The sequence below is a fragment of the Streptomyces sp. NPDC058619 genome (assembly GCF_042717785.1).
Classification (GTDB): domain Bacteria; phylum Actinomycetota; class Actinomycetes; order Streptomycetales; family Streptomycetaceae; genus Streptomyces.
Genome location: NZ_JBHXQN010000006.1, coordinates 221,907 through 246,494, shown reverse-complemented (window position 1 = coordinate 246,494; position 24,588 = coordinate 221,907). Strand labels below are relative to the sequence as shown.

Genomic DNA, 24,588 nt, shown 5'->3' with positions numbered 1-24,588 from the left:
GAGCCCCGGGCCGCCCGGGCCGGGGCGTGCGGCGGGCCCGCCGCAGGCGACAATGTCCCGGTGCTCCACGATCTCTTCCCGCCCGGCATCCAGCACGCGCTGGACCTCGCGGGCATCTTCGTCTTCGCCACGGCCGGCGCGCTCCTCGCCGTACGCAAGAACTTCGACGTCTTCGGCATCGCCGTCCTCGCCCTGGTCACGGCCCTCGGCGGCGGCCTCTTCCGCGACCTCGTCATCGGGGCCGTCCCGCCCGCGGCCTTCGGCGAGCTCAGCTTCTTCGTCACGCCGCTGATCGCCGCCGCGCTCGTCTTCTTCCTGCACCCCGAGGTCCAGCGGATCAACCGGGCCATCAACGTCTTCGACGCCGCCGGCCTCGCGCTGTTCTGCGTGACGGGCACCACCAAGGCGTACGAGTACGGACTCGGCCTCACCGCGTCCGCCGCGCTCGGGCTGGCCACGGCCGTCGGCGGGGGAGTCCTGCGCGACGTGCTCGTCAACGAGGTGCCCTCGCTGCTGCGGGACCGTGAGATGTACGCCGTACCGGCCATGGTCGGCGCCTCGATGGTCGCCGTCTTCATCGCCCTCGACACCCTGAACGCGATCACCACGGGCCTGGCGATCGTCACCACCTTCGTCCTGCGGCTGCTCGCCATCCGGTACCACCTGCGGGCGCCGCTGGCGTGGAACCGCCGCTCCTCGGTGGCCGAAGAGCCGTAATAAACATAAGCTACCGCTTAGTAGATCTGCGGTGTACCGTCGTTTCCATGTCACACGCAGCTGCCCAGGCATCCATCGGCGACAGCGAGTTCGACCGCGACACCACCATCACCGCCCGCGCGGGCGAGGCCGGGGTGTACGACGCGGAACTCTCCGCCGGCTGGACGATCATCACCGCCGTCAACGGCGGCTACCTGCTGGCCCTCGTCGGCCGGGCCCTGTCCGCGGCCCTGCCGCACCCGGACCCCTTCACGGTCTCGGCGCACTACCTGACCTCCTCCGCGCCCGGCCCCGCCGTGATCCGCACCCAGGTCGTCCGGATCGGCCGCACCCTGTCCACGGGCCAGGCCTCGCTGTTCCAGTACGACGAGAACGGCGCCGAGGTCGAGCGCATCCGCGTCCTCGCCTCCTACGGCGACCTCTCCGCGCTCCCGGACGACGTGCGGACCACGGCCCGCCCGCCCGCCATGCCCGCGTACGAGGACTGCCTCGGCGCCGAGGCCGGCCCGGCCCCCATCCCCGGCAGCTCCGCCATCGTCGACCGGCTCCGGCTGCGGCTGGACCCGGCCACGGCCGGATGGGCCGTCGGCGCACCCTCCGGCAAGGGTGAGATGCGGGCCTGGTTCGAGCTCGCCGACGGCCGCGACGCCGACCCGCTGTCGATGCTGCTGGCGGTGGACGCCCTGCCGCCCACCTCCTTCGACCTCGGCCTGATCGGCTGGACCCCGACCGTGGAGCTGACCACCCACGTGCGCCGCCGCCCGGCTCCGGGCCCGCTGCGGGTCGCGATCACCACGCGCAACCTGGCCGGCGGCTTCCTGGAGGAGGACGCCGAGGTCTGGGACTCCGCGGACCACCTCGTGGCCCAGTCCCGCCAGCTGGCCCGCGCACCGCGCCAGGCCTGATCCCGGCCGGGCCCGCCCCGACCCGATCCGGCCGGGCCCGACTCGATCCGGCCCGGTCCTGCGTGGCCCGGCCCGCGCCGGGCCGCGCCGGGCCTGGGCCTGACCGCCGCCGGGTCCGTCATGCCCCGCCGGGCCCGCCCCGGGTCCCTGACCTCGGCCGGGCCCGTCGGTGCGCCCCGGCGCCACGGTCGGCCGGACCCCCGCCCCGCCGTGCGACCGGGGCGGGGGTCCGGTCCGGGGGAGTCCCGCTGGAGTCCGGGGGACCGGGCGCCTCGTAGAATCGGGGGATCATGGCCTACCTCGACCACGCCGCCACCACCCCGATGCTGCCGGAGGCTGCCGCGGCGATGGCCGCGCAGTTCGCCGCCACGGGGAACGCGTCCTCCCTCCACGCCGCCGGCCGCCGGGCCCGCCGTACCGTCGAGGAGGCCCGCGAGGCCTTCGCCGAGGCGATCGGCGCCCGCCCGAGCGAGGTGGTCTTCACCGCGGGCGGGACCGAGGCGGACAACCTCGCCGTCAAGGGCCTCTACTGGGCCCGCCGCGACGCCGACCCCGCCCGCACCCGCGTCCTGGCCAGCCCCGTCGAGCACCACGCGGTCCTCGACGCCGTGCACTGGCTCGCCGAGCACGAGGGCGCGCGGGTCGAGTACCTGCCCGTGGACCGCCACGGGCGCGTCCACCCCGAGGCCTTCCGGGAGGCCGTCGAGCGCGACCCCGGCGACGTGGCCCTGGCCACCGTGATGTGGGCCAACAACGAGATCGGCACCGTCATGCCGGTCCGGGAACTGGCCGACGTCGCCGCCGGGCACGGCATCCCGCTCCACTCCGACGCCGTCCAGGCCTTCGGCCAGCTCGACGTCCGCTTCGCGGAGAGCGGCCTGGCCGCCATGACCGTCAGCGGACACAAGGTCGGCGGCCCCTACGGGATCGGCGCCCTGTTGCTCGGCCGCGACCAGACCCCGGTCCCCGTCCTGCACGGCGGCGGCCAGGAACGGCACGTCCGCTCCGGCACCCTCGACGTCCCCGCCATCGCGGCCTTCGCCGTCGCCGCGGTCCTCGCCGCCGAACGGCGCGAGCGCTTCGCCGCCGAGATCGGCGCCCTGCGCGACGAGCTCGTCTCCGCCGTCTTGGCGGCCGTCCCCGACGCCGTCCTCGGCGGTGACCCCGAAGGCCGCCTCCCGGCGAACGCCCACTTCAGCTTCCCCGGCTGCGAGGGGGACTCCCTGCTGCTCCTGCTCGACGCCCAGGGCATCGAGTGCTCCACCGGCTCGGCCTGCACCGCCGGGGTCGCCCAGCCCAGCCACGTCCTGCTGGCCACCGGTACCGACCCGCAGCTCGCCCGCGGCACCCTGCGCTTCTCCCTGGGACACACCTCCACCAAGGAGGACGTCGCCGCCGTCGCCGCGGCCATCGGACCGGCGGTCGACCGGGCCCGCACGGCGGGGCTCAGCTAGCGGCGCGCAGGGCCTCGCCGACCAGGCGGACGTACCGGTCCCAGTCCCAGTGGGGACCCGGGTCCGTGTGGTCGGCGCCCGGCACCTCGGAGTGCCCGACGATGTGGGTGCGGTCCGCCGGTATGCCGTAGCGTCGGCAGATGCCGGCCGCCAGCACGGCCGACGCCGCGTACATCGTGTCGGTGAAGTCCTGCGGGCGGTCCACGAAGCCCACGTGCTCGATGCCGACGCTCCGCTCGTTCATCGACCGGTTGCCCGCGTGGAAGGCGACGTCCAACTCCCGCACCATCTGCTCGACATGGCCGTCCTGGCGCACTATGTAGTGCGCCGACGCCTTGTGCCACGGGTTCTTGAACGCGTCCACCGAGGACGCGAAGCCGCCCTGTGTGACGTGCACGACGATCCGGTCCACGCGGTAGTCGTCCGGCCGGTCCGCGAGCCGCCAGTTCGCCGGGGAGGCCGCCGTCCAGCCCGCCCCCGCGTGGTCGATGTCGCCCTCCTTGCGCGGCTTGGACACCCCCGGCATCAGCCACCAGGCGCGGCCCAGCTCGTCCCGGCCGACGACCGCCGCCGCGGCGACGACCCCGAGCCCCCCGAGCAGCACCGCCCTGCGGGTCCGCCGCGGTCTCCCCGCGGCTTTCCCGCCCTTCGCGCCCTCACCCGTCATGTGATCCACCCCCTGACCCCGACAACGCGCCGTGACCCCTTGCGGTTCCCCGTACCCTGGACGGTGCTATGACTGAGAACCTGCCGCGCACCGCCCGCCCCCTCCGCGTCCTGGCCGCCATGTCCGGCGGCGTGGACTCCGCCGTCGCCGCCGCCCGCGCGGTCGAAGCCGGGCACGACGTGACCGGCGTCCACCTCGCGCTCTCCGCGAACCCGCAGTCCTTCCGCACCGGAGCCCGCGGCTGCTGCACCATCGAGGACTCCCGCGACGCCCGCCGCGCCGCCGATGTCATCGGCATCCCGTTCTACGTCTGGGACCTCGCCGAGCGCTTCCGCGAGGACGTCGTCGAGGACTTCATCTCCGAGTACGAGGCCGGGCGCACCCCCAACCCCTGCCTGCGCTGCAACGAGAAGATCAAGTTCGCCGCGCTGCTCGACAAGGCCCTCGCCCTCGGCTTCGACGCCGTCTGCACCGGCCACTACGCCACCGTCGTGCTGAACGCGGACGGCTCCCGCGAGCTGCACCGCGCCTCCGACATGGCCAAGGACCAGTCGTACGTCCTCGGCGTGCTCGACGAGAAGCAGCTCGCCCACGCCCTCTTCCCGCTCGGTGACACCCTCACCACCAAGGAGGAGATCCGGGCCGAGGCCGAGGAGCGCGGCCTGGCCGTCGCGAAGAAGCCCGACAGCCACGACATCTGCTTCATCGCCGACGGTGACACCCAGGGCTTCCTCGCGGGCCGCCTCGGCAAGGCCGAGGGCGACATCGTCGACGAGACCGGTGAGAAGGTCGGCACCCACGAGGGCGCCTTCGGCTTCACCATCGGCCAGCGCAAGGGCCTGCGCATCGGTCACCCGGCCGCAGACGGCAAGCCGCGCTACGTCCTCGACATCTCCCCGGTGAACAACACCGTCACGGTCGGCCCCGCCCGGGCCCTCGACGTCACCGCCCTCACCGCGATCCGCCCCCGCTGGTGCGGCGGTGCGGCCGCCGCCCCCGGTACGTACACCGCGCAGCTGCGCGCCCACGGCGGCGAGACCGAGGTCTTCGCCGAGCTCGTGGACGGCGAGCTGCGCGTCTCCTTCACCGAGCCGGTCCGCGGCGTGGCCCCCGGTCAGGCGATCGTGCTGTACGACGGCACCCGCGTGGTCGGCTCCGCCACCATCGCGACGACCACCCGGTCCGCGGCCGCGTCCGTGTAGCGCCGGAGGGTCAAGCGCGGCGCGGGGGTCGGACCACCGTCAGGACGATCTTGCCGGTGGTGCGGCCCAGTTCGCCGATCTCGTGGGCCTTCGCGGCCTGCCCCAGCGGCAGGACCGCCTCTACCAGCGGCTTCAGCAGGCCCTTGTCCGCCAGGGCGGCGATCTCCTGGAGGCCCTTCAGGTCCGGCTCCACGATGAGCCAGACGGCGTGCACGTCGTCCGCGCCGTCGGGGACGCCGTCCGGGCCCGGCAGGGTCACCAGGTGGCCGCCCGGCTTCAGCACCTTCAGCGAGCGCCGCCCGTGGTCCCCGCCGACCGCGTCGATCACGACGTCCACGTCGGAGACGACGTCCTCGAAGTCCGTGGTGCGGTAGTCGATCACCTCGTCGGCGCCGAGTTCGCGGAGCAGGTCGTGCTTGCCCGCGCTCGCGGTGCCGATCACGTACGCCCCCCGGGCCTTGGCGATCTGCACGGCCAGGTGACCGACCCCGCCGGCCGCGGCGTGCACCAGCACGCGCTGCCCGGCCGAGACCCCGGCGGTGTCCACCAGCGCCTGCCAGGCGGTCAGCGCGGCCAGCGGCAGCGCCGCCGCCTGCACGTGGTCCAGCGAGGCGGGCTTGCGGGCGAAGTGCCGCGCGGGACCGGTCACGTACTCGGCGTACGCGCCGGCCTGCTGCGGGAAGCGGGGCATGCCGTACACCTCGTCGCCCGCCCGGTACAGGGTCACGCCCGGGCCGACCGCCTCCACGGTGCCCGACACGTCCCAGCCGACCTGCGGGACCGGCCCCCAGGGGATGAGGGCGCCGGAGGCCCGGGTCTTCCAGTCGACGGGGTTCACCCCGGCCGCGTGGACCCGTACCAGGATCTCGCCCATGCCCGGCTCCGGCCGGTCCAGCTCGGTCTCGGCCAGTACCTCGGGTCCGCCCCACTGGCTGACGACGATGGCGCGCATGTGTTTCTCCTCGGGGGTGTGTCTCGTGCTGCTGTGGAACCAGCTTCGGCGCCGGGACCGGGCCACGGTGCTGACCGTACGGCCACCATGTGACAGGATCTGGCCATGCACCGTATTGCCGTACTGGCCCTCGAAGGAGTCCCCCCGTTCGAGCTCGGGATGCCCTCCCGGGTCTTCGGCAACGCCCAGGACGACGCCGGCGGCCCGCTCTACGAGGTCACCGTCTGCACCGCCGACGGCCTCCCCGTCGCCAGCGACGCGGGCTTCACGGTCGTCGTCTCGGCCGGCCCGGAGGCGCTCGCCGACGCCGACACCGTGATCATCCCGCCCACGCACGCCATGGACGACCTCGCCCACGGAGCCCCCCTGTCGCCCGCCCTGACCGCGGCCCTCGCCGCGATCCGCCCCGGCACCCGGCTGGTGTCCATCTGCACCGGCTCGTACGTCCTCGCCGCGGCCGGTCTGCTCGACGGCCGGCCCGCCACCACCCACTGGCTGCACGCCCCCGAGTTCCAGCGGGCCTTCCCGCGCGTCCGGCTCGACGAGGAGGTCCTGTTCGTCGACGACGGCGACGTCCTCACCTCCGCCGGAGTGGCCGCGGGCGTCGACCTCTGCCTCTACCTCGTCCGCCAGGACCACGGCACCGCCGTCGCCAACCGCGCCGCCCGGCTGTGCGTCGTACCGCCGTGGCGCGACGGCGGGCAGGCCCAGTACATCGACCGGCCCGTCCCCGAGCCGACCGTCGCCACCACCACCGCGACCCGCGCATGGGCCCTGGAACGCCTCGCCGAGCCCGTCACGCTGGCCGAGCTGGCCGCCCACGCCCGGATGAGCCTGCGCACCTTCACCCGCCGGTTCCGCGACGAGGTCGGCATGACCCCCGTGCAGTGGCTCACCGCCCAGCGCCTCGACATCGCCCGCCACCTGCTGGAGTCCAGCGACCTGCCCGTGGACCTCGTCGCGCACCGCGCGGGCTTCGGCTCCGCCAACTCCCTGCGCCAGCACATGCGCTCGGCCCTCGGCACCTCCCCGATCGCCTACCGCCGGACCTTCCAGCCGCACGACCCGGCCACCGCCGCCGCACCGGCATGACCCCGGCGGTCATGGACCCGCGGCCGGCCGGTCGGCAGGATCGGAGCAACGGCCCGGACCGGCCGGACCGACCTACAGGGGAGACCGCCATGACCGCGTACGCCATCGCCCACATACGCCCCACGACGATGAACGACGACGTCCTGCGCTACATCGAGGGCATCCAGGCCACCATGGACCCCTTCGGCGGCCGCTTCCTCGTCCACGGCCGCGAGGTCGAAGTCCTGGAAGGCCCCTTCCCCGGCACGGTCGTCATGATCGGCTTCCCCGACCTGGAGCGGGCCCGCGCCTGGTACGCCTCCGACGCCTACCAGTCGATCCTCCCGCTGCGCACCGCCCACATCCCGGGCGAGGTCGTCCTGGTCGAGGGCGTCGCCCCCGACTACGACGCCGCCGAAACGGCCGCGGGACTCCGCACGGCCGCGGGGCTCTGACCCGGGCCGCCGACGCTCGGTCGTACAACGTGGGGCCCGGGAGCGGGCGGCGGCGCGGGCCCCGGGCGGGGTGCGAGCATGGGGGTCATGGCTACTCACCTGATCACCGGTGCCGGATCCGGCATCGGCGCCGCCGTCGCGGCCCGCCTGCACGCCCGCGGCGACGACCTCGTCCTCCTCGCCCGCGACGCCGGCCGGGCCCGCCGGCTCACCGACCGCTACCCCGGGTCCGCGGCCCTCGTCGGGGACCTCGCCGACCCCGACCGGCTGTCGTGGGCGTTCTCCAAGCAGGCGGTCCCGGAGCGGATCGACTCGCTCCTGCACATCGCCGGGATCGTCGACCTCGGCCCCGTCGGCGACCTGCGCCCCAAGACCTGGCACCAGCAGCTCAACGTGAACCTCATCGCCCCCGCCGAGGTCACCCGGCTGCTGCTGCCCACCCTGCGCGCCTCGCGCGCGGACATCGTCTTCGTGAACTCCGGCGCCGGTCTGCGCGCCCACGCCGACTGGAGCGCGTACGCCGCCTCCAAGCACGGACTGAAGGCCCTCGCCGACTCCCTGCGCGACGAGGAGAAGCCGAACGGCATCCGCGTCACCTCCGTCTACCCGGGCCGCACCGCCAGCCCCATGCAGGCCAAGGTGCACTCCCAGGAGGGCAAGGACTACGACCCCGCCGCCTGGATCGACCCCGAGTCCGTGGCCACCACCATCGTCATGGCCATCGACCTGCCCCGCGACGCCGAGGTCAACGACCTGACCGTCAGGCCCGGCCGATGAGCGCGGGCGCCACCGGAGTCGGCTCGCTTCCCGGCGGCGACGCCCGCGAGGCCGCCAAGACCGTCACCGGTTCCTTCGAGGACTTCCCGTACCTCGCCGAGCTGCCCGCCCGCGGCCCCGGCGCCGACATGATCGGCCGCTCGCTGGGGCTGCTCGTCGACATGTACGCGCACGTCGAGCCCAGCGGCTGGCGGATCAGCGACCGGCCGGGCCGCGACAGCAGGCGCGCCAGGTCCTGGCTCGGCGAGGACCTCGACGCCCTGGAGGAGTTCACCCAGGGCTACGAGGGACGGCTCAAGGTCCAGGCCGTCGGCCCGTGGACGCTCGCCGCGGCCCTGGAACTGCACGGCGGCGAAGCCGTCCTCCAGGACCCTGGCGCCTGTCGCGACCTGGCCGGATCGCTGGCCGAGGGCCTGCGCGACCACCTGGCCGACGTGCGCAAGCGGATCCCCGGAGCCGAGATCGTCCTCCAGCTCGACGAGCCGTCCCTGACCGCCGTGCTGCTCGGCCGGGTCCGCTCCGCGAGCGGCTACCGGACCTACCGCGCCGTCGACCGGCAGGTCGTCGAGGGCGCGCTGCGCGACCTCGTCGCCGTCCACGACGGCGAGGTCGTCGTGCACTCCTGCGCGCCCGAGGTCCCCTTCGCCCTGCTGCGCCGGGCCGGCGCCACGGGCGTGTCGTTCGATTTCTCCTTGCTCACCGAGCGCGAGGACGACGCCATCGGGGAGGCCGTCGAGGACGGTACGAAGCTCTTCGCCGGAGTGGTGCCCGGGACCGACGGCCCGTTGTCGGACCCGGGCGGTAGCGTCATGGGTGTCAGGAAGCTCTGGCGCAGGCTGGGACTGGCCCCGGGGACTCTGGCGGAGTCCGTCGTGGTCACCCCGTCGTGCGGTCTGGCGGGCGCGTCGCCCGCCTACGCCCGCGCGGCGCAGGCGCATTGCGTCAGAGCGGCGAGGTCGCTCGCCGACAACCCTGAGTGACGGTCGGGACGGGCCCACGGGAGGACACGGCATGGCAGCCGAACAGCAGGACACGGCAGCACCGGCGGCGGCGGTGCGCGAGCAGCACGCGCTGCTGGCCGAGCAGATCGAGGAGCACCGCTTCCGGTACTACGTGAACGACCAGCCGGTCGTCAGCGACGCCGAGTTCGACACGCTGCTGCGCTCGCTGGAGGCGCTGGAGGGGCAGTACCCGGAGCTGCGCACGCCCGACTCGCCCACCCAGAAGGTGGCCGGGGCGTACGAGACGGACTTCGCCTCCGTCGTGCACCGGGAGCGCATGCTCTCCCTCGACAACGCCTTCGACGACGAGGAACTGTCCGCCTGGGCCGAGCGGGTGGCCCGCGACGTGAACACCGCGGACTACCACTACCTGTGCGAGCTCAAGGTGGACGGCCTCGCCGTCAACCTCACCTACGAGAACGGCCGGCTGACCCGCGCGGCCACCCGCGGCGACGGCCGCACCGGCGAGGACATCACCCCCAACGTCCGCACCATCGCCGACATCCCGGACCGGCTCACGGGGGACCGGATCCCGGCGCTCGTCGAGATCCGCGGCGAGGTCTTCTTCCCGATGGAGAAGTTCGAGGAGCTCAACGCCCGGCTGGTCGAGACCGAGGGCAAGCCCTTCGCCAACCCGCGCAACGCGGCCGCCGGTTCGCTGCGCCAGAAGGACCCGAAGGTCACCGCGAGCCGCCCGCTGCACATGGTGGTGCACGGCATCGGCGCGCGCGAGGGCTTCGAGATCACCTGCCAGTCGCAGGCGTACGAGCTGCTGCACGAGTGGGGCCTGCCGACCGCCCGGCACAACAAGGTGGTCTCCTCCCTCGCCGAAGTCCGCGAGTTCATCGCCTACTTCGGCGAGAACCGGCACTCGGTGGAGCACGAGATCGACGGCGTCGTCGTCAAGCTCGACGAGATCTCCCTCCAGGGCCGGCTCGGCTCCACGGCCCGCGCCCCGCGCTGGGCGATCGCCTGGAAGTACGCCCCCGAAGAGGTCAACAGCAAGCTCATCGACATCAAGGTCGGCGTCGGCCGCACCGGCCGGGTGACCCCGTACGCGCAGGTGGAGCCGGTGACGGTGGCCGGCTCCGAGGTCGAGTTCGCCACCCTGCACAACCAGCAGGTCGTCAAGGCCAAGGGCGTCCTCATCGGGGACACCGTGGTGCTGCGCAAGGCCGGCGACGTCATCCCCGAGATCCTCGGACCGGTGGTGGACCTGCGCGACGGCAGCGAGCGCGAGTTCGTGATGCCGGCCGAGTGCCCCGAGTGCGGGACGGAGCTGCGGCCGATGAAGGAGGGAGACATCGACGTCCGGTGTCCCAACGCCCAGACCTGCCCCGCCCAGCTGCGCCAGCGGCTGTTCTACCTCGCCGGCCGGCAGAGCCTGGACATCGAGAACTTCGGCATGGTGGCGGCCGCCGCGCTGACGGGCCCGCTGGAGCCGGCCGAGCCGCCGCTGCTGGACGAGGGCGACCTCTTCGGCCTGACCATCGAGCAGCTGCTGCCCATCAAGGCGTACGTCCTCGACCAGGACAGCGGCCTGCCCAAGCGGGACCCGAAGACGGGCGAGGAGAAGATCGTCACGGTCTTCGCCAACCAGAAGGGCGAGCCGAAGAAGAACGCCCTGGCCATGCTGGAGCACATCGCGGCGGCCAAGGACCGGCCGCTGGCGCGCTTCATCAACGGCCTGTCGATCCGGCACGTCGGCCCGGTGGCGGCGGAGGCCCTCGCCCGCGAGTTCCGCTCGATCGACCGCATCGAACAGGCCACTGAGGAGGAGCTGACGGGCACCGACGGGGTCGGCGCGATCATCGCCGCCTCCCTCAAGGAGTGGTTCGCCGTCGACTGGCACCAGGAGATCCTGCGCAAGTGGCGCGAGGCCGGCGTCCGGATGGAGGAGGAGGGCTCCGCCGAGGACCAGGGGCCGCGCCCCCTCGAAGGGCTCACCGTCGTCGTCACGGGCACCCTGCAGAGCCACACCCGCGACGGCGCGAAGGACGCGCTGCAGAGCCGGGGCGCCAAGGTCACCGGATCGGTGTCGAAGAAGACCTCATTCGTCGTCGTCGGCGACAACCCGGGCTCCAAGTACGACAAGGCCGTGCAGCTGAAGCTCGCCATCCTCGACGACGCCGGTTTCGAGGTCCTGCTGGAACAGGGCCCGGACGCGGCCCGCGAAGCCGCGCTCCCCCTGGACGGGGACGGCGAAGCGGAGTAATACCCCACAAGGGAACCCTTCCGGGCGAGCGGACCCGGGATTCGGATGCGTGGCGTGCGGCCGTACGGGCGGGCGCACGCCAGGCGCGGCGGGCGGTGGCAATCGGCCGGTACGGGGCTGTTCGCAGGGCGGTGACCTGTCGGATCATCGGAGGGACGGCCGGGGGGCCTGGCCCCAACTCACCCGTTCGGCGGATACCGTACTGATGACGATGGCTGGGTCGCATTCGGGCAACCGCCGCCGACCGCTGCCCCTGGGAGCCTCCCGCGTCCTACTGTTGGGGGGTGCGCCTGTCGTGCACGGCTGCGGGACCCGATGTCCGGCCGTGACGGCATGACATCGGCGCCACCGCGTGACATCGGCATCGCCGGCTGTGAGAGGGACGGGCATGAAACCCACCGAAAGCGCCGACCCGGCACCCGAATTCGGCGGGGAACGTCCTTCCCCGCGGGCGGGCCGGTTCGGTGTCCTGGGGTCCAGGGCGCCGGAGACCCGACCGCTGGACAACGGTGCGTGCGCGGGCGGACAGGGGCGCGGCATCCTGCCCTTCGTCGTCGTGGGCCTGTCCTTCGTCGTCCTCGCGGCCGGCATCGTCTCGGCACTGACCGGCCGTCAGGCCCTGTTCCCCGGCGGCACGGTCGGCTGGGCACTGGCCCTGCTGACCGGCATCATCGTCGGTCACCTCGTCGCCCTCGGCCGCGACCGGTGGTGGGGCGGCACCGGCTCGGGCGCCGCCCTGACCCTCGGCGTCCTCCTCCTCTACGGCTGGGTGCCCGCCGGACTCGTCTCGCTCGCGGTGGTCTCCCTCGTCGGGGCCGCCCGCCGGCACCGCTGGCGCCAGGGCCTGCTGCACGGCTCCGTGGACATCCTCGGCATCGGCGCGGGCGCCCTCGTCCTCGGCGCGTTCGGCGAGCAGCCGTCCGTCGAGACCCCGTGGCAGCCCGGCACCTGGGACCTGGAATCCGTGCCCGAGGTCGTCCTCGTCGCCGTCTCCTACCTCCTCGTCACCCGCCTCCTGCTGTGGCTCGCCCTGTCGCCGCGCGGCGGGGGCCTGCCCACCGTCGCCCGCACCGCCCTGCTCCGACAGGCTTTAGTGGCGGTCGCGCTGCTCGGCATCGCCCCCCTGATCTGCGTCGTCGCCGTCACCCAGCCCGTCCTGCTGCCCCTGTTCGCCGTACCGCTGATCGCCCTCGACTCCACCCTGTGGATCGCCCGGGCGCGCGCCGAGGAGCAGCTGCGGGACCCGCTCACCGGGCTGCCGAACCGGCAGTGGCTGCTGGAGCGCGCCTGGACCGCCCTGGACGAGGCCGAACGCCTCGGCACGCGCGCAGCGCTCGTACTGATCGACCTGGACCGCTTCCGCGCGGTCAACGACACCCTCGGCCACCTCGCCGGCGACCGGCTGCTCCTGCAGATCGCCGACCGGCTGCGGCAGGCCCTGCCCAAGGACGCCGAGGCGGCCCGCCTCGGCGGCGACGAGTTCGCCGTCCTGCTGCCCGTGGCCGACTCCACCACCAGCGCCCAGCGGATCGCCCGCCACCTGGTGGCCGAGCTCAGCTCCCCGCTCGACCTGGACGGCCTCACCCTCGTCCTGGAGGCCAGCGCCGGCCTCGCCGTCTTCCCCGACCACGCGCTGGACGCGGAGGGGCTGCTGCGGCGGGCGGACGTCGCGATGTACCAGGCCAAGCGCGACCGGACCGGCGTCGAGGTGTACGAGTCCAAGCGGGACAGCAACACCCCCGACCGGCTGGGCCTCCTCGGGGACCTGCGCAGGGCCCTGGACGCCGGGGAGGTGGAACTCCACTACCAGCCGAAGGTCCGTTTCGACGGCCAGGTCGCGGGGTTGGAGGCGCTGGTGCGCTGGGTCCACCCGGAGCGCGGCCGGGTGTCCCCGGACGAGTTCATCGCGATCGCCGAGACCTCCGGCCTGATGCCGCACCTGACCGAGTACGTCCTGGAGACCGCGCTGGCCCAGGTGGCCCGCTGGCGGGCCCAGGGCCTCAAGGTCCCGGTCGCCGTCAACGTGTCCCCGCGCGACGTCCACACCCCGGGCTTCGCCGGCGCGGTCGCCGCCCGGCTGGCCCGCCACGGGGTCCCCGCCAGCGGCCTCCAGCTGGAGATAACGGAACACGTCCTGCTGGAGGACCCCCAGCGGGCGGCCGACACGATGGCGGGGCTGACCGGCCACGGCGTGAAGATGTCGCTGGACGACTTCGGCACCGGGTACTCGTCGCTGGTCCACCTGCGCCGGCTGCCGGTCAGCGAGCTGAAGATCGACCGGTCGTTCGTGGGCCGGCTGGCGGTCGACGCGCAGGACGCCGAGATCGTGCGGTGCACGGTGGACCTGGCGCACTCGCTCGGCCTGCTGGTGGTGGCCGAGGGCGTCGAGGACGACGAGACGTGGGAGCGGCTGCGGGACCTGGGCTGCGACGCGGTGCAGGGCTGGCTGGTCGCGGCCGCGATGCCGCCGCAGGAGGCCACGGCCTGGCTGCTGGCCCGCGGGGAACGCGGCTGGCGCCGCCCGGCGGACATCTCGGCCGAACTGGCGGCCGCAGAGGCCGACGCGGGCTGACCCCGCCGGGGCTGGGTCACCGGTCGGCGGCATCAGCCGAAATCCAGCCCCGCCGCCGTTTGAGGCGCGGGTCCGGGCGGAGCCCGGGAGCTCCGCGCGGCGGGCCCGCGGCACCCTCCGTACGGGCATCCGCGCAGCGGGCCCGGCAATCGGTTTCGTGGTGAGCGGGCCCGGCCCCATAGGATTGGGCCCGAAACCCATACACGCTCACCACCCCCAGAGGATCGCTGCATGCCTGGCATCACGCGCGAGGAGGTCGCCCACCTCGCTCGGCTGGCACGTCTGGAGCTCAAGGCCGAAGAGCTGGACCACTTCGCCGGACAGCTCGACGACATCATCGGCGCGGTCGCCCGCGTTTCCGAGGTCGCCGACCAAGACGTCCCGCCGACCTCCCACCCGCTGCCCCTGACGAACGTCATGCGCGCGGACGAGGTCCGTCCTTCGCTCACCCCCGAGCAGGCGCTCTCCGGGGCTCCCGCCCAGGAGCAGCAGCGTTTCAAGGTGCCGCAGATCCTGGGGGAGGACTAACAACCATGACCGACATCATCCGGCTCACCGCCGCACAGACAGCCGAGAAGATCGCCTCCGGCGAGCTCACGGCCGTCGAGGTCACCGAGGCCCATCTGGCCCGCATCGACGCGACCGACGAGAAGGTGCACGCCTTCCTGCACGTCGACCGTGAGGGCGCGCTCGCCCAGGCGCGCGCCGTCGACGCCAAGCGCGCGGCCGGCGAGAAGCTCGGCCCGCTGGCCGGCGTCCCGCTCGCCCTCAAGGACATCTTCACCACCGTCGGGGTCCCGACCACCGTCGGCTCGAAGATCCTCGAAGGCTGGATCCCGCCGTACGACGCCACCCTGACGCGCAAGCTGAAGGAAGCCGACGTCGTCATCCTCGGCAAGACCAACATGGACGAGTTCGCCATGGGGTCCTCCACCGAGAACAGCGCCTACGGCCCCACCGGCAACCCCTGGGACCTCACCCGGATCCCCGGCGGCTCCGGCGGCGGCTCCGCTGCCGCGCTGGCCGCCTTCCAGGCCCCCCTGGCCATCGGCACGGACACCGGCGGCTCCATCCGCCAGCCCGCCGCCGTCACGGGCACCGTCGGCGTGAAGCCCACGTACGGCGGTGTCTCCCGCTACGGCATGGTGGCCTTCTCCTCCTCCCTCGACCAGGGCGGCCCCTGCGCCCGTACGGTCCTGGACGCGGCCCTCCTCCACGAGGTCATCGCCGGCCACGACCCGATGGACTCGACCTCCATCGACGCCCCGGTCCCGCCGGTCGTCGAGGCCGCCCGCAACGGCTCCGTCGCCGGCATGCGCGTCGGCGTGGTCAAGCAGTTCGCCGGCGAGGGCTACCAGGCCGGCGTCGTCCAGCGCTTCAACGAGGCGGTGGAGCTCCTGGGCGAGCTCGGCGCCGAGATCGTCGAGCTGGACTGTCCGTCCTTCGACCTCGCGATGGCCGCGTACTACCTGATCGCGCCGTCCGAGTGCTCCTCCAACCTGGCCCGCTTCGACGCCATGCGCTACGGCCTGCGCGTCGGCGACGACGGCACCAAGTCCGCCGAGGACGTCACCGCCCTGACCCGCGAAGCCGGCTTCGGCGACGAGGTCAAGCGCCGCATCATCCTCGGCACGTACGCGCTCAGCTCCGGCTACTACGACGCGTACTACGGCTCCGCCCAGAAGGTCCGCACGCTCATCACCAAGGACTTCGAGAAGTCCTTCGAGCAGGTCGACGTCATCGTCTCCCCGACGACCCCGACCACCGCCTTCCCGATCGGCGAGCGCACCGACGACCCCCTCGCCATGTACCTCGCGGACCTGTGCACCATCCCGACCAACCTGGCCGGCAACTCCGCCATGTCGCTCCCCTGCGGCCTGGCCCCGGAGGACGGTCTCCCGGTCGGGCTGCAAATCATCGCCCCCGCGATGAAGGACGACCGGCTCTACAAGGTCGGCGCGGCCGTCGAGGCCGCCTTCATCGCACGTTGGGGTCACCCGCTGCTTGAGGAGGCACCGTCGCTGTGAGCACCAGTGCACTGTCCAAGGCCAAGGGCTTCAGGAAGTCCAAGACCGGCACCTACCTGTCGATCGGCACCACCGCCTTCGGCGCGCTCAGCGTGCTGAAGCAGGTGAAGATGGCCCGCTCCGAGAACGACGTGCTGAAGCTCGTCGACGCCGCCGTGTCCGCCGCCGCCATCGTCACCGGCCTCGCGATCCTGTACCGCGAGCTGAAGCGACTGGGCGACGACGACGTCCTGCTGGGCTGAGAGGGAAAGTTTCACCGTGACCACCTTCACCGAACTGCTGTCGTACGAGGACGCTCTCGCCTCGTTCGACCCCGTCATGGGCCTGGAGGTCCATGTCGAGCTCGGCACCAGGACCAAGATGTTCTGCGGCTGCTCGACCGAGCTGGGCGCCGAGCCCAACTCGCAGACCTGCCCGGTCTGCCTGGGCCTGCCCGGCGCCCTCCCGGTCGTCAACGAGATCGGCATCGAGTCCGCCATCAAGATCGGTCTCGCGCTGAACTGCGAGATCGCCGAGTGGTGCCGCTTCGCCCGGAAGAACTACTTCTACCCGGACATGCCGAAGAACTTCCAGACCTCCCAGTACGACGAGCCGATCGCCTTCAACGGCTTCCTCGACGTGCAGCTGGAGGACGGCGAGATCTTCCGCGTGGAGATCGAGCGCGCCCACATGGAGGAGGACACCGGCAAGTCGCTGCACGTCGGCGGCGCCACCGGACGCATCCACGGCGCGTCGCACTCGCTGCTGGACTACAACCGTGCCGGCATCCCCCTGATCGAGATCGTCACCAAGCCGATCGAGGGCGCCGGCGAGCGGGCCCCCGAGGTCGCGAAGGCGTACGTCGCCGAGCTGCGCGAGGTCATCAAGGCGCTCGGCGTCTCCGAGGCCCGCATGGACAAGGGCCAGATGCGCTGCGACGTGAACCTGTCGCTGCGCCCGACCCCGGAGTCCGAGTTCGGCACCCGCAGCGAGACGAAGAACGTCAACTCGCTGCGCTCCGTCGAGCGCGCGGCCCGCTACGAGATCCAGCGCCACGCCGCGGTGCTCACCTCGGGCGGCTCGATCGTGCAGGAGACCCGGCACTTCCACGAGGAGGACGGCTCGACCACGGCCGGCCGCATCAAGGACAACGCCGAGGACTACCGGTACTTCCCGGAGCCCGACCTGGTCCCCGTGGCCCCGGCCCGCACCTGGGTCGAGGAGCTGCGCGGCGGTCTGCCCGAGATGCCGCGCACGCGCCGCAACCGGCTCCGTGAGGAGTGGGGCGTCACCGAGCACGACATGCAGTCGATCCTCAACGCGGGCGCGGTGGACTCCATCGTCGCCACGACCGAGGCGGGCGCCGACTCGGCCGCCGCGCGCAAGTGGTGGATGGGCGAGCTGGCCCGCAACGCCAACGAGCAGGGCGTCGTCGTCGACGAGTTGCCGATCACCCCGGCGCAGGTCGCCCGGGTCGCGGCGCTGGTCGCGGCCGGCGAGCTGAACGACAAGCTGGCCCGCCAGGTCCTCGAAGGCGTCCTCTCCGGCGAGGGCACCCCGGACGAGGTCGTCGAGAAGCGCGGCCTGAAGGTCGTCTCGGACGAGGGCGCGCTGGGCGCGGCCGTGGACGAGGCCATCGCGGGCAACGCGGCCATCGCGGACAAGATCCGCGGCGGCAAGGTCGCCGCCGTCGGCGCCCTGGTCGGAGCGGTCATGAAGACCACCCGCGGCCAGGCCGACGCGGCGCGCGTCAAGGAGCTCATCCTGGAGCGCCTGGGCGTCTCCGAGGGCTGACGGTCGACACGAGGGCGCCCCGTACCGGTTCCGCACCGGCACGGGGCGCCCTCGCGCGTACCCCGGCCCTCCGGGTCAGCGGCGCAGGACGGGGACGGCGAGGACGACGAACCCGTCCTGCGTCCCGCAGCTGTCCTCCGCTGCGCGAGGCCGAAGCCGGGGCCGAGGGATCCGCGGGCGCGGTGGTGTCGTTAAGTTAGGGTTGCCTAACTGTACGGCGGCAGGGAGGGGTCGGGCATGGCGGTCGGCAAGGGCTGGGAGGGCGTGGTCCTCAAGCTGCTGCGGGGCAGGGACTTCACGTTCACGGTCACCGGGGCCGAGGACGTCACGGCGGACTACCGCCGGATCCGCTTCACTGACGGCGGACTGCTGGCGGCCGCGGGCGAGTTCCCGCACCCGACGATGTGGGTGCGCGTGTGGTTCGAGGGGGCGGGCCGGCCGCACCAGCGGGCCTACACCCTCGTGGACCCGGACGCGCAAGCGGGCACGTTCTCCCTGGAGTTCGCCCTGCACGGCGGGGTCGCCAGCGCCTGGGCGCGCGCCGCCGCGCCCGGCGACACCATCGACGCGACCGTCCAGGGCACGGGCTTCACCGCCCCCGCCCCGGCTCCGGACCGGCTGCTGGTCATCGGCGACCCGGCCTCGCTCCCGGCCATCAACTCCCTGCTGGACTCCTTCCCGCAGACCGCCGCGACGATCTGGTTCGAGACGCAGCACGCCTCCGACGCGGACCTGCCGGTACGGCTGGACGCGGCACGGCACGAGATCCGCCGGGTGCCGCGGGGCGGCACGGCGCTGGTCGACCGGGTCCGGGCCGAACTGCCGGAGCTGGTGGGGGACCCGTCGGCGGCGTACGTATGGCTGGCCTGCGACACGGTGACGACGCGGACGCTGACCTCGTACCTGCGCAAGGAACTCGGCCTGCCGAAGCAGCGGGTGAACGGCCTCGGGTACTGGCGGGCGGGCGCGGGGGCCGGGGCGGCGTGACGCCCGCTGCGCCCCCTCGGCGCGTGACGGCCGGCCCCGCGCCGCCCGGCGGGTGACGTCGGGAGCGTGACGTCGGTGCGTGGTCCACCGGGTGACGTCCGGCGGGCGGCGTCCGAACTCCAGGCGTCCGAACTCCAGGCGCCCGAACTCCAGGCGCCCGAACTCCTGGCGTCCGACTCCTGGCCTCCGGCGCGTGGCGCCCGGCGCGTGGTGCCCGGTGCCCCGGCGCGGTCCGTCCGCGGGCACCGGGCGCGTCACGCTCCGGTCGTACCGTCGACGGCCTCGCGCAGGAAGTCGGCGTGGCCGTTGTGGCGGGCGTACTCGTGGATCAGGTGGAGCATGAGCAGACGCAGCGAGGCCTCCTTCTCCCAGCCCGGCACGTGGACGGTCACGTCCAGGGACCCGGCGGCCGCCTCGATCCGGCGGGAGTGCGCCACCTCGTCCTCCCAGGCGGCGAACGCCTCGCCGCGGGTCGAGCCCGACGCGTCGTACGCGGCCTGGAAGTCGTGGTCGTCCGACCACAGGTGCGGGAGGTCGCGGCCGTCCAGGACGCGCCGGAACCAGTGCCGTTCGACCTCGGCCATGTGCCGGACCAGGCCCAGCAGCGACAGGGTGGACGGGGGCGAGGCGGCGCGGCGCAGCTGTTCGTCGTCGAGGCCCTCGCACTTCATGGCCAAGGTGGCCCGGTGGTAGTCCAAATAGGCCCGGAGGGTCTCGCGTTCGTTTCCGGTCAGGGGCGGGCTGATGCGTTCCATGCCGTCGATCATGCCCGCGGCCCCGCCGGCCCGGAACCCCCCGGCCCGCTCGCGGCGGCCGCCCGCTCACGCCTCCCACAGGTACGGCACCGTCACCCCCAGCACCCCGAACCCCAGCCGCTCCAGGATCGGGCGGCTCTCCGACGAGGCGTCCACCTGGAGGTACGGGATCCCCCGCCCGGCCGCGATGCGGGCGCGGTGGGCCACCAACAGGCGGTAGACGCCCCGGCCCCGCCACGCGGGATCCGTACCGCCGCCCCAGAGGCCGGCGAACGGCAGGCCCGGCCGCATCTCCATCCGGGCCGCCGAGACCGGGGTGTCGCCCGCCATCGCGAGCACGGCCGCGAGCGAGTCCGGCTCCTCCCGCAGCATGCCGAGCACCTGCTCCCGGATGTGCGGCCGGTCCGTGCCGAAGGCCCGCCCGTGGACCTGCATCATCAGGTCCACTCCGGCCTCGTCCGTCACCACCCGCAGCGTGATCCCCGCCGGCGGTTCCACCGGCAGCTGTGCGAGCTCCGCGGCCAGGCCCACCATCAGCGTCTCGGCGGGCTCCGGCGCGAACCCGGCAGCCTCCAGCCGCCCCCCGAGGTCCGCCGGCCGGTCGTGCCCGTACAGCTTCCACTCGAACTCGGACGCGCCGAGCCCGCCGAAGAACGCGACCTGTGCGGCGATCTCCGCGTCCGCCGTCCCCTCGTCGAGGTCCGACCAGAGCACGCCGTTCCAGCCCGGCCCGGGCACGGACTGGCGTACGACCCCGCCCGCCCGCTCCACGCGGGCGCCCGCCGCGTCGGGCCGGGCGTCCCGGCGCATCACCGCGTCGTAGAGGTCCCGGATCCGCGTCAACTCGTCACGATCGATCGTCATCGGCCCAGCTGAGCAGCGGACGGCGGGTCGCACAACTGCATTAGCCTCGCCCCGTGAACGCCGACTCCACCATCTACACCGGCAAGGCCACGCCCGACGCGGCCGCCGACCGCGGCTGGCTCCTGGGCCACTTCAAGGACCCCGCCGACCCCCGCCACAGTCAGGACGTGGAGATCAAGTGGGGGGTCCACCCGAAGGGCGACGCCCGGGAGCGGTGGGCGACCGCGGAGCGGCGCACCGCCCTGCTGGTGCTGATCAGCGGACGCTTCCGGCTGGACTTCCCGGAACGCAGCGTCGTCCTCGCCGAACAGGGCGACTACGTCCTGTGGGGGCGCGGCGTGGACCACTCCTGGTACGCCGAGGAGGACGCGGTGGTCCTCACTGTCCGGTGGCCCTCGGTCCCGGGCTACCGGGTCGACGGGCCCGAGGAGCCGCGGGCCGTCGGGGAGCCCGACACCCCCGGCGCCGTGACCAAGGACCCGTACCACCCGGCCGGCCTGTGACGATGCACACGAAACGGGCCGACGATCACGAAACGCTGAGATCGTGACGCTGTACACCACATGGGTCGAAATGGTGTGCACCACCTGGGCCGGAACCTCGGGGCGACCCCCCGGGCCACCGGCCGGGCCTTCACGATCTGAAGTGTTCAGTTCATGCGTTCTTTGCGACGGGCCGTCCTCCCGGTAAAGATCCGAACCACCAGGGAGCACGTCCGTTGGCAGCAATCGCGCGGTGGTGCACGCGCCACCGACTCCTCGCCGTCCTGATCTGGCTGCTCGCACTCGGCGCGAGCGCGGCGGCCGCGGGAACCGCGGGATCGGCGTTCTCCAACGACTACGAGGTGCCCGGCACCGAGTCCGCCAAGGCCCACGCCCTCCTGCGCGAGGGCTTCCCCGGCCAGGGCGGCGACACCGACACCGTCGTGTGGCGGGCACCGGACCACCAGAACGCCCGCACCCCGGACATCGAGGCGCGCATGACCCGCGCCCTGGACACCATCGCCGCGCTCCCCGGCGTCGGCTCGGTCGCCGGCCCGTACGGACCGGGCCCCGAGAGCGCCGCACGCATCAGCCCCGACGGGCGCACCGCCTACGCCGTCGTGACCTTCGACCGGCAGGCGGACGCCGTACCCCGGGGCCAGGCCCAGGCGGTCGTCGACGCGGCGAAGAACCCCGGCACCGAGGCGTACGGCCTGCGCGTCGAACTCGGTGGCCGCGCCATCGGCCTGACGGAGGCCCCCACCGCCCACCTCGCCGAGGTCATCGGCGTCGCCATCGCCGCCCTGGTGCTCTTCCTCGCCTTCGGCTCGCTCGCCGCGAGCCTGCTGCCCCTCGCGACCGCGCTGGTCAGCGTGGGCACCGCCTACTTCGGCATCACCCTGCTCGGGCACGCGATGCCGGTCGCCGACTTCGCCCCGATGCTCGGCACCCTCGTCGGCCTCGGCGTCGGCATCGACTACGCGCTGTTCATCGTGACCCGCCACCGCAAGGGCCTGCTGCGCGGCCTGCCCGTGGACGAGGCGGCGGAGAGCGCCGTCGCCACCACCGGCCGGGCCGTCGTCTTCGCCGGAGCCACCGTCTGCATCGCCCTGCTCGGCATGCTCGTGCTGCGGCTGAACTTCCTCGACGGCGTCGCGATAGCGGCCTCCGTCACCGTGGTCCTGACCGTCGCCGCGTCGGTCACCCTGCTCCCGGCGCTGCTCTCGTACATCGGGACGCGCGCGCTGTCCCGCCGCGAGCGCCGCAGGCTCGCCGCCGAGGGGCCGCGGCCCGAGCGGACCACCGGGTTCGCCGTCCGCTGGTCCGCGTTCGTGGAGCGCCGCCCCAAGCTGCTGGGCGCCGTCGCCACCGCCGTCATGCTGGTGCTGGCCCTGCCCACCCTCTTCCTCCACCTCGGCACCTCCGACCAGGGCAACAACCCGGCCGGTTCCACCACCCGGCAGGCGTACGACCTGCTGGCGCAGGGGTTCGGCCCCGGCACGAACGGCCCGCTGACCGTCGTCGCCCGCCTCGACGGCGCCGGGGACCGGCTCGCCGCCGGGCGGCTGGCCGAAGCGCTCCGTACGACGGAGGGCGTGGCCTCCGCCGGCCCGGCCGTCTTCAACCGGAGCGGGGACACGGCCGTGGTGACCGTCGTACCGGACTCCGCCCCGCAGTCCCGGGACACGAGCGCCCTCGTCGACACCCTGCGCACGGAGGTCGTCCCGCGCGCCGCGGACGGCAGTTCCATGCAGGTCCACGTGGGCGGGGTGACGGCCGGCTACGACGACTTCGCCGAGGTCATCGTCGGCAAGCTGCCGCTGTTCGTCGGGGTGGTCATCGCCCTCGGCTGCGTCCTGCTGCTGCTGGCCTTCCGGTCCATCGGCATCCCGCTCAAGGCCGCCGCCATGAACATCGCCGCCGTCGCCTCCTCCTTCGGGGTGGTCGTGGCGGTCTTCCAGTGGGGCTGGGGCAGCGAACTGCTCGGCCTGGGCAGCGCAGGGCCGATCGAACCCTTCCTGCCCGTGATCATGGTGTCCGTGCTCTTCGGGCTCTCCATGGACTACCAGGTCTTCCTCGTCAGCCGGATGTACGAGGAGTGGCTGGAGACCGGCGACAACCGGCGCGCCGTCCGCGTCGGCCTCGCGGAGACCAGCCGGGTCATCAACTCGGCGGCCGTCATCATGATCTCCGTGTTCCTCGCCTTCGTCCTCAGCGGTGACCGGATCATCGCGATGTTCGGCATCGCGCTCGCCGCGGCCGTGGCCCTCGACGCCTTCGTGCTGCGGACCCTCCTGGTCCCGGCCCTGATGCACCTGCTCGGCGGCGCGAACTGGTGGCTGCCCGGCTGGCTCGACCGCCGACTGCCGCGGATCAGCATCGAGCCCCCCGAACACCGCCCGGGCGCGGTGCTTCCGGGGCACCGGCCCGCCGCGGAACCCGCCGCGAGCGCCGCCCGGACGTAGCCGCGGTCCGGGGAGGCGGCGTCCTCAGGGGCGTCGGGAGCCGAATTTCAAGCCCGGCCCGCCGTCGGCGCCGAATTCTCATGGACCTCTCAGACAGGCCGCCTACGGTGCCCGGCATGGACACCACGAAGACCCCCGCCCCGAACGCCCCCGAGGCGGACACCACCCCCACCGACCTCACGAAGGCCGAGGCCCCCCAGCCCGCCGGGGCCGAGACCGAGACGGCGGACAAGACCGCGGACAAGACCGCGGACAAGACCGCGGACACGACCGCGGACACGACCGCGACGGAGTCCGCGAGCGAGTCCGCGCCCGCGGGCGACGCCGCCGCGAACGACGCCGAGCCCGCGGACCAGGACCTCGACGAGGACGACGCGTTCGACGAGGAGCACGCCGACGAGGAGGCACGGTCCGGCGGCGTCGGAGCCGCCGCGTCCGCCGTCGTGGCCGCCGGCCTCGGGCTCGTCGCGCTCAGCGGCAGCTGGGGCTCCCGCGTCCTGGCCGAGCGCCAGACCCTCATAGGCCAGATCCAGGGCGACAAGTCGGCCCCGCCGGCGGACCAGATCTCCGCCCTGTACGGCGACGCCTGGCAGCTGACCGCCCTCGCCAACGGCGTCCTGTCCACCCTGGCCCTGCTCGTCGCCGTCTTCGTCCTGGCCCGCCCCGCCTTCGGCGCGCCCGGCCGCACCCTCCCGACCTGGGTCAGGGCCGTCGCCTGGGCCGCCGTCGCCCTCGGAGGCCTCGGCATCGTCGTGTTCGGCGCCATGTACTTCCTCCCGCTCCCGTCGGTCCCGGCGACCCCGACCCCGTGACCCGCCCGCCGTCCGGGGCCCGGCCCCCGGACGGCGCCGCCTTAGGCGCCCCGCAGGAGCCGGGGGCCCGGACTAAGGCCCCCCGCACCCCGCGGATGCGGCATGCTCCCGATGTGCCGGCACCCCCTGGGACGCGAATCTTGGAACACACCGAACGAGGTGTCCGAGAACAACGCGACCAGGGAGCACGAGATGTTCGAGTACGAGATGGCCAATGCCCGCCACGCCGAGCTCATCCGCCAGGCCGACGCGTACCGCCTGGTCCGGGAGGCGAGGAAGGCGCTGCGCCGCACCTCCTCCCGGAACCAGGAACCCGAAGGGGCGGTGAGAGGCCACCGGAGCCGCTTCACCCGCGCCGCGTAGTCCGCACCGAGACCCGGGGGAGCGGCAGGTGGTGGGCAGCGCACCGATATCGGGTGCCGCCGGGCAGGACGT

General features: G+C 73.5%; 23 protein-coding genes. 19 read left to right on the top strand and 4 right to left on the bottom strand.

All coding sequences use genetic code 11. From position 1 onward, the window contains the following. Positions 1 to 60 precede the first annotated feature (60 nt). The 3 genes from ACFWTC_RS09290 to ACFWTC_RS09280 all read left to right on the top strand — a co-directional run bounded on the left by ACFWTC_RS09290 (position 61) and on the right by ACFWTC_RS09280 (position 3,076). Complete coding sequence (locus tag ACFWTC_RS09290; protein ID WP_351273824.1) at positions 61 to 717, top strand: trimeric intracellular cation channel family protein; 657 nt, start codon at positions 61 to 63, stop codon at positions 715 to 717. A 47-nt stretch (positions 718 to 764) separates the two neighbouring features. Further along, positions 765 to 1,622 (top strand): thioesterase family protein, encoded by an 858-nt coding sequence (locus ACFWTC_RS09285; protein ID WP_383920327.1) that lies wholly within the window; start codon positions 765 to 767, stop codon positions 1,620 to 1,622. Between the two features lie 290 nt (positions 1,623 to 1,912). Next, positions 1,913 to 3,076: a cysteine desulfurase family protein gene (locus ACFWTC_RS09280; protein ID WP_383920325.1), complete on the top strand. Its 1,164-nt coding sequence runs from the start codon at positions 1,913 to 1,915 to the stop codon at positions 3,074 to 3,076. On the opposite strand, the gene ACFWTC_RS09275 is transcribed toward ACFWTC_RS09280, so the two are convergent. Continuing rightward, positions 3,069 to 3,743 (bottom strand): N-acetylmuramoyl-L-alanine amidase, encoded by a 675-nt coding sequence (locus ACFWTC_RS09275; RefSeq protein WP_383920322.1) that lies wholly within the window; start codon positions 3,741 to 3,743, stop codon positions 3,069 to 3,071. The genes ACFWTC_RS09280 and ACFWTC_RS09275 overlap by 8 nt on opposite strands. 68 nt (positions 3,744 to 3,811) lie before the next feature. Between ACFWTC_RS09275 and mnmA the strand changes: the two genes are divergently transcribed. Beyond that, positions 3,812 to 4,945 carry a tRNA 2-thiouridine(34) synthase MnmA gene (gene mnmA, locus ACFWTC_RS09270; RefSeq protein ID WP_383920319.1) on the top strand — a complete coding sequence of 378 codons (1,134 nt, stop codon included), beginning with the start codon at positions 3,812 to 3,814 and terminating at the stop codon, positions 4,943 to 4,945. Between the two features lie 10 nt (positions 4,946 to 4,955). On the opposite strand, the gene ACFWTC_RS09265 is transcribed toward mnmA, so the two are convergent. After that, positions 4,956 to 5,897, bottom strand: a complete 942-nt coding sequence (locus ACFWTC_RS09265; RefSeq protein WP_383920316.1) for an NADP-dependent oxidoreductase — start codon at positions 5,895 to 5,897, stop codon at positions 4,956 to 4,958. A 105-nt stretch (positions 5,898 to 6,002) separates the two neighbouring features. Between ACFWTC_RS09265 and ACFWTC_RS09260 the strand changes: the two genes are divergently transcribed. The 11 genes from ACFWTC_RS09260 (at position 6,003) to ACFWTC_RS09210 (ending at position 18,775) form a co-directional block, all read left to right on the top strand. Further along, positions 6,003 to 6,989 carry a GlxA family transcriptional regulator gene (locus tag ACFWTC_RS09260; protein WP_383920313.1) on the top strand — a complete coding sequence of 329 codons (987 nt, stop codon included), beginning with the start codon at positions 6,003 to 6,005 and terminating at the stop codon, positions 6,987 to 6,989. An 89-nt stretch (positions 6,990 to 7,078) separates the two neighbouring features. Further along, positions 7,079 to 7,423 carry a DUF1330 domain-containing protein gene (locus ACFWTC_RS09255; protein ID WP_384028931.1) on the top strand — a complete coding sequence of 115 codons (345 nt, stop codon included), beginning with the start codon at positions 7,079 to 7,081 and terminating at the stop codon, positions 7,421 to 7,423. 87 nt (positions 7,424 to 7,510) lie between these two features. Then, positions 7,511 to 8,200 carry an SDR family oxidoreductase gene (locus ACFWTC_RS09250; protein ID WP_383920307.1) on the top strand — a complete coding sequence of 230 codons (690 nt, stop codon included), beginning with the start codon at positions 7,511 to 7,513 and terminating at the stop codon, positions 8,198 to 8,200. Beyond that, the gene (locus ACFWTC_RS09245; RefSeq protein ID WP_383920304.1) at positions 8,197 to 9,180 is read left to right on the top strand and encodes a methionine synthase; all 984 of its coding nucleotides are present in this window, start codon (positions 8,197 to 8,199) and stop codon (positions 9,178 to 9,180) included. The genes ACFWTC_RS09250 and ACFWTC_RS09245 overlap by 4 nt, the downstream gene beginning before the upstream one ends. Positions 9,181 to 9,211: 31 nt before the next feature. Then, on the top strand, positions 9,212 to 11,416 hold the full coding sequence (ligA, locus tag ACFWTC_RS09240) for an NAD-dependent DNA ligase LigA (RefSeq protein WP_383920301.1): 2,205 nt from the start codon (positions 9,212 to 9,214) through the stop codon (positions 11,414 to 11,416). A 388-nt stretch (positions 11,417 to 11,804) separates the two neighbouring features. Continuing rightward, positions 11,805 to 13,988: a putative bifunctional diguanylate cyclase/phosphodiesterase gene (locus tag ACFWTC_RS09235; RefSeq protein WP_383920298.1), complete on the top strand. Its 2,184-nt coding sequence runs from the start codon at positions 11,805 to 11,807 to the stop codon at positions 13,986 to 13,988. Between the two features lie 231 nt (positions 13,989 to 14,219). After that, positions 14,220 to 14,516, top strand: a complete 297-nt coding sequence (gatC, locus tag ACFWTC_RS09230) for an Asp-tRNA(Asn)/Glu-tRNA(Gln) amidotransferase subunit GatC (protein WP_010984178.1) — start codon at positions 14,220 to 14,222, stop codon at positions 14,514 to 14,516. Positions 14,517 to 14,521: 5 nt separating this feature from the next. Next, complete coding sequence (gatA, locus tag ACFWTC_RS09225) at positions 14,522 to 16,015, top strand: Asp-tRNA(Asn)/Glu-tRNA(Gln) amidotransferase subunit GatA (RefSeq protein ID WP_383920295.1); 1,494 nt, start codon at positions 14,522 to 14,524, stop codon at positions 16,013 to 16,015. Then, positions 16,012 to 16,257, top strand: a complete 246-nt coding sequence (locus ACFWTC_RS09220; RefSeq protein ID WP_383920292.1) for a hypothetical protein — start codon at positions 16,012 to 16,014, stop codon at positions 16,255 to 16,257. The genes gatA and ACFWTC_RS09220 overlap by 4 nt, the downstream gene beginning before the upstream one ends. A 16-nt stretch (positions 16,258 to 16,273) precedes the next feature. Then, positions 16,274 to 17,788: an Asp-tRNA(Asn)/Glu-tRNA(Gln) amidotransferase subunit GatB gene (gene gatB, locus ACFWTC_RS09215; RefSeq protein WP_383920290.1), complete on the top strand. Its 1,515-nt coding sequence runs from the start codon at positions 16,274 to 16,276 to the stop codon at positions 17,786 to 17,788. Between the two features lie 237 nt (positions 17,789 to 18,025). After that, positions 18,026 to 18,775 (top strand): siderophore-interacting protein, encoded by a 750-nt coding sequence (locus ACFWTC_RS09210; protein ID WP_383920287.1) that lies wholly within the window; start codon positions 18,026 to 18,028, stop codon positions 18,773 to 18,775. Between the two features lie 254 nt (positions 18,776 to 19,029). Here the strand turns inward: ACFWTC_RS09210 and ACFWTC_RS09205 are convergent, their stop codons facing one another. Further along, entirely contained in the window at positions 19,030 to 19,530 is a 501-nt protein-coding gene (locus tag ACFWTC_RS09205) for a DinB family protein (protein WP_383920284.1), read from the bottom strand. 66 nt (positions 19,531 to 19,596) lie between these two features. Beyond that, positions 19,597 to 20,394 (bottom strand): GNAT family N-acetyltransferase, encoded by a 798-nt coding sequence (locus ACFWTC_RS09200; protein ID WP_383920281.1) that lies wholly within the window; start codon positions 20,392 to 20,394, stop codon positions 19,597 to 19,599. A 53-nt stretch (positions 20,395 to 20,447) separates the two neighbouring features. On the opposite strand from ACFWTC_RS09200, the gene ACFWTC_RS09195 reads away from it, so the two are divergent. The 4 genes from ACFWTC_RS09195 to ACFWTC_RS09180 all read left to right on the top strand — a co-directional run bounded on the left by ACFWTC_RS09195 (position 20,448) and on the right by ACFWTC_RS09180 (position 24,516). Beyond that, a complete protein-coding gene (locus ACFWTC_RS09195) occupies positions 20,448 to 20,897 on the top strand; it encodes a signal peptidase I (protein WP_383920279.1) in 450 nt (149 codons plus the stop codon). Between the two features lie 215 nt (positions 20,898 to 21,112). Beyond that, on the top strand, positions 21,113 to 23,341 hold the full coding sequence (locus ACFWTC_RS09190; protein WP_384028933.1) for an MMPL family transporter: 2,229 nt from the start codon (positions 21,113 to 21,115) through the stop codon (positions 23,339 to 23,341). 116 nt (positions 23,342 to 23,457) lie between these two features. Next, entirely contained in the window at positions 23,458 to 24,153 is a 696-nt protein-coding gene (locus ACFWTC_RS09185) for a hypothetical protein (RefSeq protein ID WP_384028935.1), read from the top strand. A gap of 159 nt (positions 24,154 to 24,312) precedes the next feature. After that, positions 24,313 to 24,516, top strand: a complete 204-nt coding sequence (locus ACFWTC_RS09180) for a hypothetical protein (protein WP_383920271.1) — start codon at positions 24,313 to 24,315, stop codon at positions 24,514 to 24,516. Positions 24,517 to 24,588: the final 72 nt, after the last annotated feature.

Excerpts from the sequence above, each read along its gene's own strand:
- gatA (WP_383920295.1), top strand. The coding sequence starts at position 14,522 with ATGACCGACATCATCCGGCTCACCGCCGCACAGACAGCCGAGAAGATC.
- ACFWTC_RS09200 (WP_383920281.1), bottom strand. The coding sequence starts at position 20,394 with ATGACGATCGATCGTGACGAGTTGACGCGGATCCGGGACCTCTACGAC.
- gatC (WP_010984178.1), top strand. The coding sequence starts at position 14,220 with ATGCCTGGCATCACGCGCGAGGAGGTCGCCCACCTCGCTCGGCTGGCA.
- ACFWTC_RS09260 (WP_383920313.1), top strand. The coding sequence starts at position 6,003 with ATGCACCGTATTGCCGTACTGGCCCTCGAAGGAGTCCCCCCGTTCGAG.
- ACFWTC_RS09205 (WP_383920284.1), bottom strand. The coding sequence starts at position 19,530 with ATGGAACGCATCAGCCCGCCCCTGACCGGAAACGAACGCGAGACCCTC.
- ACFWTC_RS09265 (WP_383920316.1), bottom strand. The coding sequence starts at position 5,897 with ATGCGCGCCATCGTCGTCAGCCAGTGGGGCGGACCCGAGGTACTGGCC.
- ACFWTC_RS09185 (WP_384028935.1), top strand. The coding sequence starts at position 23,458 with ATGGACACCACGAAGACCCCCGCCCCGAACGCCCCCGAGGCGGACACC.
- mnmA (WP_383920319.1), top strand. The coding sequence starts at position 3,812 with ATGACTGAGAACCTGCCGCGCACCGCCCGCCCCCTCCGCGTCCTGGCC.
- ACFWTC_RS09280 (WP_383920325.1), top strand. The coding sequence starts at position 1,913 with ATGGCCTACCTCGACCACGCCGCCACCACCCCGATGCTGCCGGAGGCT.
- ACFWTC_RS09275 (WP_383920322.1), bottom strand. The coding sequence starts at position 3,743 with ATGACGGGTGAGGGCGCGAAGGGCGGGAAAGCCGCGGGGAGACCGCGG.
- ACFWTC_RS09285 (WP_383920327.1), top strand. The coding sequence starts at position 765 with ATGTCACACGCAGCTGCCCAGGCATCCATCGGCGACAGCGAGTTCGAC.
- ACFWTC_RS09235 (WP_383920298.1), top strand. The coding sequence starts at position 11,805 with ATGAAACCCACCGAAAGCGCCGACCCGGCACCCGAATTCGGCGGGGAA.
- ACFWTC_RS09250 (WP_383920307.1), top strand. The coding sequence starts at position 7,511 with ATGGCTACTCACCTGATCACCGGTGCCGGATCCGGCATCGGCGCCGCC.
- ACFWTC_RS09210 (WP_383920287.1), top strand. The coding sequence starts at position 18,026 with ATGGCGGTCGGCAAGGGCTGGGAGGGCGTGGTCCTCAAGCTGCTGCGG.
- ACFWTC_RS09255 (WP_384028931.1), top strand. The coding sequence starts at position 7,079 with ATGACCGCGTACGCCATCGCCCACATACGCCCCACGACGATGAACGAC.
- ligA (WP_383920301.1), top strand. The coding sequence starts at position 9,212 with ATGGCAGCCGAACAGCAGGACACGGCAGCACCGGCGGCGGCGGTGCGC.
- ACFWTC_RS09245 (WP_383920304.1), top strand. The coding sequence starts at position 8,197 with ATGAGCGCGGGCGCCACCGGAGTCGGCTCGCTTCCCGGCGGCGACGCC.